Genomic DNA, 13,987 nt, shown 5'->3' on the forward strand with positions numbered 1-13,987 from the left:
GCGAAAAATTCCGCCTTTGTTCAAAGTGTTCACTTCCCTTTTGCGGCTAATTTTGTGCATGTTGCGACATGGTATTGTCGTCTGTTCAACCTTCCGGCGCGCACCTGTGCGCTGAGGTGGACGAAAAACAAAAAAAGACAGGGAGAATGTCGATGAAAAAACTCAGTGTCAGCCTGTTGGCTATGATGGTAGCCGGTTCCGCTTACGCCGCCGATATGGGGGCCGTGGACGAGCCGATCAAACTGGCGATCAACGAATGGACCGGTCAGCACGTAACGACCCAAGTAGCGGGCGAGATGCTGAAAGCCGCAGGTTACAACGTCGAATACGTGACCGCTGGTATGATGAACCAGTTCCAGGCAATCGCGGATGGCGACATCACTGCGACGCTGGAAATCTGGTCGTCAAACGTCTCGGACGAATACGCCAAGAAAATCGACGAAGGTACCGTCGTTGAGATCGGCGATCTGGGCCTGGATGCCAAGGAAGGCATCGCTTATCCGGCGCACGTGGCCGATCTGTGCCCCGGTCTGCCGGCGTGGGAAGCGCTGAAGGATTGCGCGCAGGTTTTCGCAACCGCTGAAACTCTGCCCGGTGGTCGCCTGGTCGACTATCCTGCTGATTGGGGTACGCCCGGCGCCGACCGTATGACCGGTCTTGAGCTGCCGTTCAAAGCTGTGCCTGCCGGTTCCGAAGGTGCTCTGATCGCAGAATTGCGCGCCTCGACCGAGCGCAAGTCGCCGCTGCTGATCACTTTTTGGCAGCCGCATTGGGCGATGTCGGCCTATGACGTTCAGTTCGTTGAATTGCCTGCCGGTGAAGAAGCCTGCTTTAACGATCCGGCATGGGGACCGAACCCGAACGCCGTGAACGACTGCGATTTCTCGCCCTCGCGCATCTTCAAAGCCAGCTGGAACGGGATGGAAGAAAAATGGCCCGCGGCCTATGAAATCCTGTCCAACTATCAATTGGCGGTCGAGGACCAGCAGCCGATGATGGGCGCGATCGACGTTGACGGCGGTAAAGTCGAAGAAGTTGTCGCCGAATGGATGGCTGCGAACGAAGACAAATGGCGTCCGGTTGTTGACGCGGCAACGCAGTGAGTTCGCATAAGTGACTGACGCGAATACGCCAGCCATTACCTGCCAGAATCTCTGGCAGGTTTTTGGTCAAGGCGCAGACAAAGCCCTGACCGACGCGCTGTCTCGGTCAGGGAATGATGCAGACCAAGCCGCCGCCGATCTGCGCGAACACGGGTTCATCCCGGCCGTTCAGGACGCAAATTTTGAAGTCAAAGAGGGCGAGCTGTTCGTCATCATGGGCCTGTCTGGGTCGGGCAAGTCCACACTGATCCGCTGTATCTCGCAATTGTTGCCGGGCACGGGGGGCGAAATCCGTGTCGACGGCGAAAACGTCATCGGTGCGTCGAAGAAAGCGCTGACCGAATTGCGGCGCAAGAAGTTGGGCATGGTGTTCCAGCATTTTGGCCTGTTTCCACACATGACCGTTGCGGACAACGTGGCCTATCCACTGCGCGTATCGGGCGTCGGCAAAAAGGAACGAATGGCTCGCGCGCAAGAGGTCATCACTTTGGTCGGGCTGGAGGGCCGCGAGGACAGCTACCCGCGTCAGCTTTCCGGTGGTCAGCGTCAGCGCGTGGGAATTGCACGGTCTTTGGCGGTGAACCCGGACATCTGGTTTCTGGACGAGCCGTTCTCGGCCCTTGATCCACTGATCCGCCGACAGCTGCAGGACGAATTCCTGCGCATTCAGGCGACGCTGAAGAAATCCATCGTGTTTATTACTCACGATATCCAAGAAGCGCTGAAACTGGCCGACCGCATCGCCATCATGCGCGATGGCAAGATCGTCCAGATCGGAACGCCGACGGATATCGTATTGCGCCCCGTAGATGATTACGTGCGCGAATTCTCGAAAGACGTGGCCAAGGGTCAGCACGCCAAGGTTGCCTCGGTCATGCGGGACGAGTCTGAACGTGGCCCGGATGATCCTGGCCTGACAACCTCGATGACCCTGGACGCCGCGTTGGCGCATTGCATGGAGCTTTATGAGCCCGTTCCTGTGCGCGATGAAAATGGCAATATTGTTGGCACGGTTCATCCTTCTGATCTTGCCGCCGCCCTTCAGGTGGATGAGACATGACTGCCGTTTCAGACATCCCCAGCAACAGCGCGATCCAATTGACGGTTGGCGCGAAGGCGGCATTAATCACAGTCGTCGTGGGCGCGGTTTGCCTTGCGTTGGAGGGTCTTGCGCCTTGGCTGGTCAAGTGGCCCACCGCCTGGGAATTGCCCGCGACTGAGTGGGTTGGCGCGTTTTTGGACTGGTTTCTGAACGGCATCAAACCAGCGATGCGGTTGTTTTCCGATTTGATGGCATATCCCATGAACGGGGCCAATTTCGTATTAGGTAATACACCGTGGCCGATTCTGATTGGTCTGGTGACGGCGCTGGGTTGGTTTCTGGGCGGTTTGCCTATGGCGGCGTTGGGATTCTTTGGCCTGAGTTTTGTGCTGGCATCTGGCTACTGGGCCGAGAGTATGAATACGCTGGCGCTGGTTGCCGTTTCTGTGCCCGTCGCGTTAGTCGTCGGCGGTGCCATCGGCATCCTTGCCAACGAGGTGCCGCGCGTCAGGTCCTTTGTTCAGGCGGTTTTGGACGTGATGCAAACGGTTCCGACATTTGCCTATTTGACCCCGCTATTGCTGCTATTCGGCTTTGGCCCGGTTGTGGGTCTGATTGCCTCGGCCATCTACGCGGCACCGCCAATGGCGCGTAACATGATGCTGGGTCTGGAACGGGTCGAACCCGAGATCAAAGAGGCTGCCATCATGTCTGGCGGCACGCGGTTTCAGCAGCTGTTTCAAGTCGAAATTCCGGCTGCCGCGACGCAGATCATGGTCGGCGTAAACCAATGTCTGATGGCCGCTTTGTCGATGGTCATCATCGCCGCCGTTATCGGCGGGTTCAACGACATCGGTTGGGAAGTCCTTCTGACCATGCGCAAGGCGCAGTTTGGCGAGTCGCTGATGGCTGGCCTGGTCATTGTGGTCTTTGCCGTAGTGATCGACAGGATGAGCGGCACGCTGGCCACCGAGCGTAAACGTTATGACCAACGCGTCGTCTGGGCAGTTCTGGGCTTTACGGTCCTGTTTACCGCCGCCTTTTGGGCATGGCTGCCGAACCCCTCCGAGTTGACCCTGCTGGACCCGATGGCTGAGGCTGTCGATAGCGGCCTGACCGCGTTCACGCAAACGAACGGTCCTTGGCTGGATGCGCTCAAGAACAACTCGCTGTTCTATGTTTTGTTGCCGCTGCGGATCGGTCTGGATCAGGCTGTTCTGCCATTCACCTGGGGTTTCCAGTGGACGGCTGGCATGAGCTTCGGCCTTTTCGCCGTCGGCGCGGCGATCGCCGCACTGATGGCATGGCGCGGTCACCTGACGGGCGGTTTGATCGTGCTGATCCTGATCGGAATGTTGGAAACTGGTATTGCAAACCTGCCATGGCCTTTCGTTCTGACCGGCGCTGCCGCGCTCAGCTGTGTCGCGGGCGGCTGGCGTCTAGCGGCGCTTTCGGTGGGTTTGTTATGCACCATCCTCGTGTCCGGACTGTGGGAACGCGCCTTGCTGTCGCTTTACCTCAGTGGGGCTGCGGTGTTTTCCTGCGCCGTCGCAGGGGGCTTGATCGGCCTGGCCAGCGCGGTATGGGCGCCGGTCTGGAAGGTCGTTCGTCCAATTTGCGACATGCTGCAGACGATCCCGCTATTCGTCTTCCTGATCCCGGTGCTGATGGTGTTCCAGATTGGCGAGTTCTCGGCCTTTCTGGCGATCTGTGCTTACGCCATCGTTCCGATGATCCGCTACACGCGTCACGGGCTGGTCAACACTCCGGAAGAGATGATGGAGGCCGCGATCTCAAGCGGTGCGACCGAGTGGCAGATCATGCGGGATGTGCGCGCGCCATATGCTGCGCCGACGATCCTGCTGGGGCTGAACCAGACCATCCTTTATGCCTTTGCAATGCTGGTGATCGCTGCGCTGATCGGGACCACCGGTCTGGGACAGTCGATCTATCTGGCGCTAGGTCAGGCGGATGTGGGTCTGGGCATCTCGGCCGGTGCCGCTATGGCGATTCTAGCGCTTGTTGCCGATCGTATCGTGCAGGGTTTTGCCGAAGAACGGCGCAAAGCGTTGGGACTGTAAAATGGGGCAGGGGCGGCGCGTCCGCCCCTTCTACCCCGCGTTTGATCTTGGACAAAGACCGGACAGCCTTCGGGGCGTAGACCGCGCGTAACACGTTCGGAGAATACTATGACCAGTTGGGCCTTCTTTCTTGCAGCACTGATCACCTTTCTTCTCAGCCATGCCATCCCGGTGAGGCCGGGTGTTCGCAGTCGACTGATCGAAACACTAGGGCGCAAGGGTTATTTTGCGGCATATTCCGCACTTTCCCTTCTGGTGCTGGCATGGCTGATCGTCGCCGCAGCGCAAGCGCCATATGTTGAGGTCATCCCGCCGCTTGTCATCTTTCGCTGGGCGCCACTCTTGGTGATGCCAATCGTGTGCTGGCTGGCTGTCGCGGGCATATCGATCCAAAACCCGTTCTCATTTGGCGGGATGGGGCATCGTACATTCGATCCCGAAAAACCGGGCATCCTGCGGTCCACGCGCCACCCTGTTCTTGCGGCTTTGATGCTGTGGGCGGGGGCTCATCTGCTGGCCAATGGCAGCCTGTCACACGTGATCCTGTTCGGGCTTTTTGCAGGCTTTTCGACATTCGGCATGGCACTGATCGACCGCCGCAAACAACGCGACTTGGGTATGGAATGGACCCGGTTGTCCCGCAACACGGCCCGCCTGTCGCTGCGCGTACCACAACCGTGGCCGCGCCCTTGGGTCTGGCTGGTTGCAATTGCGATCTTCATGGCATTGCTTCATTTGCACGCGCCTGTGATCGGATTATCGCCATTACCGTGATCCAAGAGAGTGGTCGCGCAGGACCTTGCGTGCTATCTGGAACGTTACAAATCTGTACTAAGGGGTCCTTGGATGCATCTGGCCTATGTTACTACCACCGACCGCGGCGCAACCGACCGCCTGTTAAGTGCGGTTGCCGAACACCTGCTCGCCAAAGGCGCGAGCCTTGCGGGTGTGGTTCAAACCAACACCGAATGCGCGGATAGCAGCAAATGTGACATGGATGTTCGCGTTCTGCCCGAGGGTGAGACGATCCGTATCTCGCAATCCCTTGGTGAGCAGTCACGTGGTTGTCGTCTGGATCCTGCCGCGCTGGAACAGGCCGTCGGATATGTGACCTCTACGCTGGCCGACGCGCCGCAATTGCTGATCATCAACAAGTTCGGAAAACATGAGGCTGACGGGCGCGGATTCCGCCCGGTGATCGCCGAAGCACTGGCGCAGGATGTTCCCGTCCTTGTCGGTGTGAATGGTCTGAACAAGGAAAAATTCGACGCGTTCACAGGTGGTGCTGCTGAACAGATCGAACCTGATTCTGAAAGCATCATCGCATGGTTCGACCGAGTCACTGCGCAACGTGAGGCCGCGGCCTGACAAAGCTCCCGTTGGGTAAGCTTCTGTTTTCCTGACTTGTTTCGTGTCGCATGTGCTGCAATCCTTTCTCTCGGAGGAGACAGTGCATGTGGACCAACTGGGCCGGAAACCAGCGCACGGATACGCCAATAGCGCGCCCGACGTCGATTGCTGAACTGCAAAATGAGATCGCGCGACCCCAAAGCCTGCGGGTCTTGGGTGCGGGGCATTCCTTTACGCCAATCGTAGCCGGTGGTGACCGGATCGTGGACTTGTCTGATTTGGATCTATCAACACCTGGCGATGCCCGGCAGGATCGGGTGTGGGTCAACGCCAATGCGCGGTTGCGAGATTTGTCACCGACGCTGGCGGACAGGGGGCTGGCGTTCCGTAACCTTGGAGATATCAACGCACAATCACTGGCCGGCGCGGTGTCGACGGCGACCCATGGGACCGGGCGGGACTTGCCGTGCCTTGCGGCAGAAGTCACGGCGGCCCGAATGGTCGGGGCAAGCGGCGATATTCTGACCACGGATGATATCCCGCTTGAGATGGTACAGGTCAGTTTGGGGATGCTAGGCGTTCTGACCGAAGCGCAGATTTCGGTCGTGCCAAAGTACAACTTACGTCGTCAGGTTCAGCTTGCCTCGGTCGAGGAAAGTCTGGCCACGATGCACGAGAAATGGGCAGAGAACCGGAATTTCGAATTCTTCTGCATCCCGTTTACCGGAAAGACTGTCGAACTTCGTCACGCCATCACGGATGCAGCCGAAAGCAAAGCACCGCGCGATTTGGATATGATCGCTGTAAAGGTACTGAAACTTGCGCGCAGCGCGGGACGGATCAGCGAAGGGTTGCGCAGTGCAATGCTCAAAGTGCTGACGATGGCGCAGTCGGACGAGGATTATGTTGGCGAGAGCTGGCGGGTTTTATGTAGCGACCGGCATATTCGTTTCAAGGAAATGGAATACCATCTGCCGCCAGATGTGGCTGGGGATGTTCTGCAAGAGGTTCTGACGCGCCTACATCGCCACCACAAGGACATCTACTTTCCGATCGAAGTGCGCCAGACTGCTGGTGACACGGCCTGTCTGTCTCCGTTCCAGGGTGGGCCGCGCATTTCCATCGCTATTCACGCCGACGCAGCCGAGGATCATAAACGGTATTTCGAAGCCATTGAGCCGCTATTTGTCGAAGCAGGGGGCCGCCCTCATTGGGGTAAGATGCACAATTTGGCTTACAAAGACCTGTCCGCAATGTATCCGGATTTTGATCGGTTTTGTGCGCTGCGCGAACGGCTCGATCCACAGGGTAAGTTTTTGACCTCCGCGCTTGCTCGGTTGTTTCGACCATGAATGCAGCAGCCCTGAAAGCTCTGTCAGATGTTCTGCGATCGCACGGGGTCGACAAGCCGGTCGTCGTAGTGGACCTGGACTTGTTGGACGCCAATTGTGTTGTCGCCGACAGGGTTGCTGATGTTGGACTGGCCCGCAGGCTGGTCGCCAAGTCTCTGCCCTGTCTGCCTTTATTGGATTTCATTCGCGAGCGCATATCGACCTCTGGCCTGATGACGTTTTCCGAACCGATGTTGCAGGCGCTTTTGACGGCCGAGCCCGATACGGACCATCTGATTGGAAAGCCCTTGCCTGTCAGTTCTGCTGCAAGGCTTCTGTCCACCAATCCCGATGCGGCAAGGCGCGTTCAATGGTTGATCGACACTCCAGCTCGGCTTGGGGAATATCTGGCGTTGGCTTCAAATCGCCAGACGTCACTGCGTTTGTCTTTGGAACTGGATATCGGCCTGCACCGTGGCGGGCTAAATTCTCAGAATGTCGCAGAACTTGCCCAACAAATAATGGCGCACCCTTACGGGCAGATTGCCGGGGTGATGGGGTACGAGGCGCATTTGGCGAAAATGCCGGGCGTTTTGCGCAACCGCGCGGCGCGGGCCAGCGCAGATGCGTTCAACACAGCCGTCGCCGCTTTGCCGCATGACGAAGATGAGTTGTGTCTGAACACAGGTGGCAGCCTGACCTTTCAATCCTACCTTGCCGAGGGGTCCGCGAATGAGGTCGCATTCGGCTCGGTCCTGGTAAAGCCCGGCGATTTTGACCACGCCACGACGCAGGCGTTTGCACCAGCCGCGTTCATTGCGACACCAGTTCTTAAAGCAATGCCGGGTAACGCATTGCCGGGTCTAGAGTTTTTGCCGCGACAAAAAACGGATATAGCGATCTTTGGCGGCCACTTCCTTGCCCAGCCGGTATTCCCAGCAGGGTTTGGCTACTCAGCGGTCTTTGGCCGTTCAAGCAATCAGGAAGTGTGGACTGGCCCGCGAACGGCAGACGTGTCGCCGGGCGACATCGCCTTGCTGCGCCCTGCTCAAAGCGAGGCTGTACTGAATCAGTTCGGCACCATGCTTGCCATCCGAGGCGGGCAGGTGGTTGGTGAATGGCCATGCCTGCCCAACTAGGCGTCGGTTAATCTGCAAACAGGGCTTCGGCGGCACGGCGCGCCTCGGGGTCGCGCTTGATCTCTTGGTTGTAAGGAAGCTCGGCCAGTTCGGGCACCGACTGACGCAGGATCGCCGCGTTTAGCTCTCCGTTCCGGCGCAGGGCAGGAGTAATGCCCATACTGCGCGAGATCAGATATCTGTCATTGAACGGATTGAGCGTAAAGTGACGCGGCATCCCGTTCAGCCCGGCACCCATTGTGTTTGGAAGGATGTTCTCAAGAAATGATAGGTCAAACGCGTAGCGGTGCGTTTCCGGTGGCAGTGTGTCAAGCCAAGTCATCACCTCACGTTGCCAATAGACAGCGGGTGGAATGCCTTCAGGCGCCCTTAAGCGCAGGCGCCGCACCAGATGTGGAAATCGAAACGCATCCTGCCCTTTCCACTGATTTGCACGGTTCATGTCCATGACATTTCCACGCATAGAAATCTCGGCATCAGGCAGGAATTCGTGTGCCGCCAGTTCACGATACCCCATAGTCGACGTATGTCCGCCCGTACGAAGCCCGAACAGCTTTTCCTCGAGGCTCAGTTCATCCGACGGGCCGTGTTCTTCAGCCAGCTTCATGCCATCAATCCGTTCGGGCTCAAAACCAAGCTTCTGTCCAATTTTCTGGGCAAGCAGACAATCCAGCGATGACAGATAGTTAATCCGGTGAGTATAAAACGCACTGACATGTCCAAGGTGGTCCTTGGCTGACGCGACCAGTGCCCGGCTGTCATACCCACCAGTAATCGGAATGGCGGACCGGAAAGATCGCGCAAGCGCACCAACTGTCGCCCCGAGACGTGTCACTATTTCTGATGCATCAGTGTCAATATCCGCAACTGCGGTAAACGGCGCGTCCGATCGGGGCCAATGGCGGAATTGCTGATACCGGTCAAGGGTCAGAGAGTGATTTGGCCGCGCCAGCCGCAAATCGCGATCACCAGTGATGCCCAGTGAAAAGTTGGTTGCCCCAGACATGACGTCCTCGACCCGGATATAGCGACTTGGCTCAATGGGTCGGTCCAGCGCCATGAAAGGTGATGAGCCGATAAGGCCGGTCTTTGGATCATAGAAACAGGACAATTCCAGGGTAGGATCGAAGTACAGCCTTTGCTCGCGTCCAAGCCTGCCGAATATGACAAAGCGCCCGGCCAGGTTTTCAAGCCAGTCTTCCAGATCGCGCCAAGTCGGGCTGGCACCAAGATCGACCTGTGTATCGTCTGCTATAACCGTTCCGGTGTCGACCGCGATCCCCAGAATCAACAGCTGTAGGCTGGCGTCGGCGCAATCGGGTTGCGCAACGTTTAGCCGAGGACTGTGATGAATTTTGAACGGGGCGAACTCAACTGTATTCCAACCTTCGGGCGCTGCCACATTGTCCGATCTGACTGCGTATTGATGGGGAAAAACATCATCGAACGGAATGCCGATTTCCTGCGCTTCACGTATTGCCTGTAGCATTTGCTCTCCACATCGGATGGATCCGCAAAGCCCTGACTTCGCTGGGTATCCTGCTGTTCGTTGTTTGCGATCAGATTAACCGGAGGCGATTTGCACTTCCAGTGGCAAGACCGCTGATCCGTCGCGCAGCGTCCCGCCGATGTCAACAATTTGCAACAGAGCCGCGCAATCGAAGGCCAGCGCAAACGAAAGTGCTTGGATTGAGTGATCTGCATGTGATTGGAAAGTGGTGGGCGACCCTGGAATCGAACCAGGCGTGCGTCTCCGCGAGGGAGTTACAGTCCCCTGCCACACCTTGCGGCCTGTCGCCCACTGTCAGGCGTTGCACCTGACGTGGAGGCGTGATTACTAGCGCCTTGAAGAAGCGTCAACAGGAAAATTTGGCTTTGACGCAGGAAACCGAATTCCCGGCCCGGAGGCCCAAGAAATGAAGAAACCCAAGTGGGTCGTTGAAAAGGAACAGGCGCGCAAAGCTGCGGCGTCTGAAACCGTTTGGCTGTTCGGTTTGCATGCCGTTCGGGATGCTTTGATGAACCCGAACCGGCAGAAACTGAAACTGATCGTGACGCGAAACGCGCGGGACAAACTGGCCGAAGCGATTGAATTTGCAGGGATTGAGGCCGAAATGGTCGACCCGCGCAAGTTCAACGCGCCCATTGATCCCGGTTCGGTTCATCAGGGGGCTGCGCTTGAGGTCAAGCCGCTGGATTGGGGCGGGTTGGCCGAAAACTGCATCGGGCGTGAACATCCGAGAGTCATTTTGTTGGACCGCGTGACTGACCCGCACAATGTCGGGGCGATTCTTCGCTCGGCCGAAGTGCTTGGAGCCAGTGCCGTGATCGGTACGCGGCACCATTCGGCGCCGGAGACGGGCGCGCTGGCCAAAACCGCGAGTGGAGCACTGGAGCGTCAGCCCTATCTGCGCGTGCGCAATCTGGCGGATACTATTGTCGAGCTGCAGAACATGGGCTTTCAGGTATTGGGTCTGGACGGTGAGGCCGAACAAACCATCGAGACGGCGTTGGGCGGCAAACTGGACCAACCTGTCGCGTTGGTGCTGGGGGCCGAAGGACCCGGCCTGCGGCAAAAGACCAAGGAAACTGTCAATCAACTGGTGAAAATCGACGCAGCCGGTGGGTTTGGTTCTCTTAACGTCTCAAATGCTGCCGCAATTGCCTTATATGCTTCAAGGCATCGATAGACAGGAGAGAGCCATTACCAGCCCGACCAAAATCGCTACTTGCTGTTACTGCGGAACGCGCGCTGCGTTGGTTCTGAAAGGGAAGCAACGCCACGAACTCAGCTGCTCTAGCTGTGGGGCCCCTTTGCATGACCTCAAGATGGTTCCCAAGCGCAAGCTGTGCAATGACAAGCCAAAGCGCGACAGCTACAAAACCGCTACCGCATACAAGTCCAAAAAGAAAAAGAAGAAAAAGGGGATTTTTGCGCGCGTCATTGATGAAGCATGGGATGTGGTCGAGGATATCTTTGACTGACGTGGGATAATACGACACGAGCGTTCACAACCGCGTTAATAGGGGTGTTTCGCGCGACAAAAGATTGCATTTTGATACCCTGAATTTGTAATCCTGAGCATGTGATGCCAATCAAACGTTTCATACTTGGCGCGATAGCCGCCGTTGCCCTTCTTTCTGCCGCCCAAGCACAGGACATGCCCGTCTTCTATGAGGCGGACGGTGCCGTCATGGCCGGCTACGACCCTGTCTCATATTTTCTTGAGGAAACGCCGGTCCGCGGATTGCCAGAATATTCTGTGATCTGGAAAGGGGCCGAGTGGCATTTCGCCTCGGCCGAGAATCGCGATCTGTTTGAAAGCAATCCTCGCGCCTTTTCCCCTCAGTTCGGGGGCTACTGCGCCTATGCCATGGCGCAAGGTATCTTAAAAAGCACCGATCCGATGCTTTGGGATATGGTGGAAGGCCGGCTGTACCTGACCCACTCACCTGAGATTGAGCAGCTCTGGCGCGGAGATCGTGCAGAATACATTCACATGGCCGAGGAAAACTGGCCTGTGGTGCTGTATCAAGACTAGGCGAATTTCCGCCTTCTTCGGGCTGTCATCACAAAAATGCGACGCCCCTCTTTTTTTCTCTGAACTTATGCCTAAATGTCACAGTGACCGCGGAACGGAACTGCCGCGGGTCATTTCACTGTCCCTCGTTCCAACAACTGGCGCTCAGGTTTGACCTGAGCGCTTTTTTCTTTGCTGCGCCAAGTCTAGGGTGCCCGCATGCCGAATTACACAGACCCATTCCTGAAAGACATCCTGCGTCGCACCAAGGTGATTGCTGTCGTGGGCGTTTCGATGAACCCGGTGCGGCCCAGCTATTATGTCGCGCGGTATCTTTCACTTAAGGGATACACGGTGATCCCGGTGAACCCAGGTCATGCCGGGAAAGTACTTTTCGGGCAGACCGTTCGCGCGTCATTGTCCGAGATTACTCAGCCGGTCGATATGGTTGACATCTTTCGCCGTTCCGAAGCTGTTCCGCCAATAGTCGACGAAGCACTGTCTTCTTTTCCCGACCTACGCACGATCTGGATGCAGATCGGCGTTGAACACCCCGAAGCCGCAGCCAAAGCACAGGCGCGCGGCGTGGATGTGGTGATGAATCGCTGCCCTAAAATCGAATATCAGCGCCTGTTTGGTGAGCTGCGCATGGGTGGATTCGCGACCGGAGTGATTTCTTCCAGACTGTGAAGGTTAGCCGCCGACATACGGCAGCAATTCCCCGTATTGTTCCTGGCGGCGCTTTTCCAGAACAACGCTGCGCGGCACCCACTCATACTTGGTGTCTTCCACCAAGGGCGACCAGAACAGAACACCGCCGTACCGCCATGGGTCCAGCACCACGCCGTCATACATCGTCTCACCCTTGCGGCTGATGATGGCCGTGCTGTGGTCGATTCTGAACTGATTGTCCGCATTTGCTATCGCGCGGTGCAATTCCAAGGTCTGGAAGTTCTCTTGCTTCAGTCGACGTTCGATATCCTCGGCCCAATGCCAACACAGCCCACGCGGGCGTAGACCCTTGTTGACCTTGGCATTGTGGATCAGCGGCGGGTCAGTAATTTCGTATTCCTGAACCAACTGCGCGGTATAGGAATAGGCGATGCTGGCTGCGCGGTCGGCTTCTTCGGGGTCGATGTCGGGACCAAGGCTGCGGATTTCCATTGCCAGTCTTTGAACTTCATCACCGGTCGTGCGCGGCGGCGCCGAACACGCGGTAATCATCACAAGCGAAAGCAAAGCCATTACACTGGCCAGAGCCCTGGTCATTCCTGCGTTCCTCGGTCGGTCCCACACTGATCCCTGACTATACAGGGCAGGGCGGCAGGACGGAACCCGCGCTTAGGTCTTTGGGCGTGATGCCTTTTCCGCGATTCCGCTTGTGCCCTGGCGTCGGGCCAACTCGGCCAAAACGTCATCCAGCGCCACGTCCCGCGCGGCCAGCATGACCAACAGGTGATAGAGGACATCCGCAGCCTCGGCCGTCAGTTTACCTTTGTCACCCTTGACGGCTTCGATGATGGCCTCAACAGCCTCTTCCCCGAATTTCTCGGCACATTTCTCAGGCCCCTTGGCCAGTAGCTTTGCGGTCCAGCTGGAGTCGGGCTCGGCCCCCTTGCGGGCTTCAATCGTCGCGGCCAGATCGTGCAGGATGTTCATGTCAGCCTCATGGGGATGCCAGCAGCAGCCATGTGTTCCTTGGCCTCGCGGATGGTGTATTCGCCAAAGTGGAAGATTGAGGCCGCCAGTACGGCACTGGCCCCGCCCTCTGTCACACCTTCGACCAGATGATCCAGGTTGCCTACGCCGCCCGAGGCAATCACCGGCACGTCCACCGCGTCTGAGATCGCGCGGGTCAGGGGCAGATTGAACCCGGCTTTGGTGCCGTCGCGGTCCATCGAGGTCAACAGAATCTCGCCGGCCCCTTTGGCGACAACGGTTTTGGCGAACTCAACTGCGTCGATGCCGGTCGGTTTGCGACCCCCATGGGTGAAAATCTCCCATTTGCCCGGGCTGACGGTTTTGGCGTCGATGGCGCAGACAATACACTGGCTACCGAATTGATCTGCAGCTTCGGCGATGACATCGGGGTTGGCGACAGCGGCCGAGTTGAAGCTGACCTTGTCGGCACCAGCCAACAGCAGCGCACGCACGTCGTCTTTGGTGCGGACGCCTCCACCGACAGTCAGCGGAACAAAACACTGTTCAGCCGTGCGTTGAACCACATCAAACATGGTGCCACGGTTTTCATGGGTGGCGTGAATGTCCAGAAAACAGATCTCATCCGCGCCTGCTGCGTCATAGGCTTTGGCCGACTCTACAGGATCGCCCGCGTCACGCAGGCCAACGAAATTGACACCTTTGACAACACGGCCATCGGCGACATCCAGACAGGGAATGATACGGGTTTTCAGCATACC

General features: G+C 57.5%; 15 protein-coding genes and 1 tRNA gene. 11 read left to right on the top strand and 5 right to left on the bottom strand.

The features are described from left to right. Nucleotides 1–152: 152 nt before the first annotated feature. From AC2FI9_RS12005 to AC2FI9_RS12035, 7 genes are all read left to right on the top strand, one after another. Nucleotides 153–1,103 carry an ABC transporter substrate-binding protein gene (locus AC2FI9_RS12005; RefSeq protein ID WP_058275748.1) on the top strand — a complete coding sequence of 317 codons (951 nt, stop codon included), beginning with the start codon at nucleotides 153–155 and terminating at the stop codon, nucleotides 1,101–1,103. 10 nt (nucleotides 1,104–1,113) lie between these two features. After that, nucleotides 1,114–2,163: a quaternary amine ABC transporter ATP-binding protein gene (locus AC2FI9_RS12010; RefSeq protein WP_496724332.1), complete on the top strand. Its 1,050-nt coding sequence runs from the start codon at nucleotides 1,114–1,116 to the stop codon at nucleotides 2,161–2,163. Then, entirely contained in the window at nucleotides 2,160–4,226 is a 2,067-nt protein-coding gene (locus tag AC2FI9_RS12015; RefSeq protein WP_496767915.1) for an ABC transporter permease, read from the top strand. The genes AC2FI9_RS12010 and AC2FI9_RS12015 overlap by 4 nt, the downstream gene beginning before the upstream one ends. Before the next feature lie 108 nt (nucleotides 4,227–4,334). Further along, the gene (locus tag AC2FI9_RS12020; RefSeq protein WP_496767917.1) at nucleotides 4,335–5,000 is read left to right on the top strand and encodes an NnrU family protein; all 666 of its coding nucleotides are present in this window, start codon (nucleotides 4,335–4,337) and stop codon (nucleotides 4,998–5,000) included. A 72-nt stretch (nucleotides 5,001–5,072) separates the two neighbouring features. After that, the gene (locus tag AC2FI9_RS12025) at nucleotides 5,073–5,594 is read left to right on the top strand and encodes a DUF2478 domain-containing protein (RefSeq protein WP_496767920.1); all 522 of its coding nucleotides are present in this window, start codon (nucleotides 5,073–5,075) and stop codon (nucleotides 5,592–5,594) included. Between the two features lie 86 nt (nucleotides 5,595–5,680). Next, nucleotides 5,681–6,928 (top strand): D-arabinono-1,4-lactone oxidase, encoded by a 1,248-nt coding sequence (locus AC2FI9_RS12030; protein ID WP_496767924.1) that lies wholly within the window; start codon nucleotides 5,681–5,683, stop codon nucleotides 6,926–6,928. Beyond that, on the top strand, nucleotides 6,925–8,046 hold the full coding sequence (locus tag AC2FI9_RS12035) for an alanine racemase (RefSeq protein WP_496724339.1): 1,122 nt from the start codon (nucleotides 6,925–6,927) through the stop codon (nucleotides 8,044–8,046). The genes AC2FI9_RS12030 and AC2FI9_RS12035 overlap by 4 nt, the downstream gene beginning before the upstream one ends. Before the next feature lie 7 nt (nucleotides 8,047–8,053). On the opposite strand, the gene AC2FI9_RS12040 is transcribed toward AC2FI9_RS12035, so the two are convergent. Together AC2FI9_RS12040 and AC2FI9_RS12045 are read right to left on the bottom strand one after the other, a co-directional pair. Further along, nucleotides 8,054–9,535, bottom strand: coding sequence for a hypothetical protein (locus AC2FI9_RS12040; RefSeq protein ID WP_496767925.1), 1,482 nt, complete (start codon nucleotides 9,533–9,535; stop codon nucleotides 8,054–8,056). Nucleotides 9,536–9,762: 227 nt separating this feature from the next. Beyond that, nucleotides 9,763–9,846: transfer RNA gene (locus AC2FI9_RS12045), tRNA-Tyr, on the bottom strand. 116 nt (nucleotides 9,847–9,962) lie between these two features. On the opposite strand from AC2FI9_RS12045, the gene rlmB reads away from it, so the two are divergent. The 4 genes from rlmB (at nucleotide 9,963) to AC2FI9_RS12065 (ending at nucleotide 12,257) form a co-directional block, all read left to right on the top strand. Beyond that, a complete protein-coding gene (rlmB, locus tag AC2FI9_RS12050) occupies nucleotides 9,963–10,736 on the top strand; it encodes a 23S rRNA (guanosine(2251)-2'-O)-methyltransferase RlmB (protein WP_496767927.1) in 774 nt (257 codons plus the stop codon). Continuing rightward, nucleotides 10,717–11,031 carry a hypothetical protein gene (locus AC2FI9_RS12055; RefSeq protein WP_496768104.1) on the top strand — a complete coding sequence of 105 codons (315 nt, stop codon included), beginning with the start codon at nucleotides 10,717–10,719 and terminating at the stop codon, nucleotides 11,029–11,031. The genes rlmB and AC2FI9_RS12055 overlap by 20 nt, the downstream gene beginning before the upstream one ends. 104 nt (nucleotides 11,032–11,135) lie before the next feature. Further along, nucleotides 11,136–11,588, top strand: coding sequence for a YHS domain-containing (seleno)protein (locus AC2FI9_RS12060; protein WP_282151636.1), 453 nt, complete (start codon nucleotides 11,136–11,138; stop codon nucleotides 11,586–11,588). Between the two features lie 198 nt (nucleotides 11,589–11,786). Continuing rightward, complete coding sequence (locus tag AC2FI9_RS12065; RefSeq protein WP_496767929.1) at nucleotides 11,787–12,257, top strand: CoA-binding protein; 471 nt, start codon at nucleotides 11,787–11,789, stop codon at nucleotides 12,255–12,257. Between the two features lie 3 nt (nucleotides 12,258–12,260). On the opposite strand, the gene AC2FI9_RS12070 is transcribed toward AC2FI9_RS12065, so the two are convergent. The 3 genes from AC2FI9_RS12070 to hisF all read right to left on the bottom strand — a co-directional run bounded on the left by AC2FI9_RS12070 (nucleotide 12,261) and on the right by hisF (nucleotide 13,984). Further along, nucleotides 12,261–12,836: a hypothetical protein gene (locus tag AC2FI9_RS12070; RefSeq protein ID WP_496767930.1), complete on the bottom strand. Its 576-nt coding sequence runs from the start codon at nucleotides 12,834–12,836 to the stop codon at nucleotides 12,261–12,263. 72 nt (nucleotides 12,837–12,908) lie between these two features. After that, nucleotides 12,909–13,226, bottom strand: coding sequence for a phosphoribosyl-ATP diphosphatase (locus AC2FI9_RS12075; RefSeq protein ID WP_496767932.1), 318 nt, complete (start codon nucleotides 13,224–13,226; stop codon nucleotides 12,909–12,911). Beyond that, on the bottom strand, nucleotides 13,223–13,984 hold the full coding sequence (gene hisF, locus AC2FI9_RS12080) for an imidazole glycerol phosphate synthase subunit HisF (protein ID WP_170383233.1): 762 nt from the start codon (nucleotides 13,982–13,984) through the stop codon (nucleotides 13,223–13,225). Before hisF ends, AC2FI9_RS12075 begins: the two co-directional genes overlap by 4 nt. Nucleotides 13,985–13,987 lie beyond the last annotated feature (3 nt).

The sequence above is a fragment of the Ruegeria sp. CDSA246 genome, assembly GCF_059611225.1.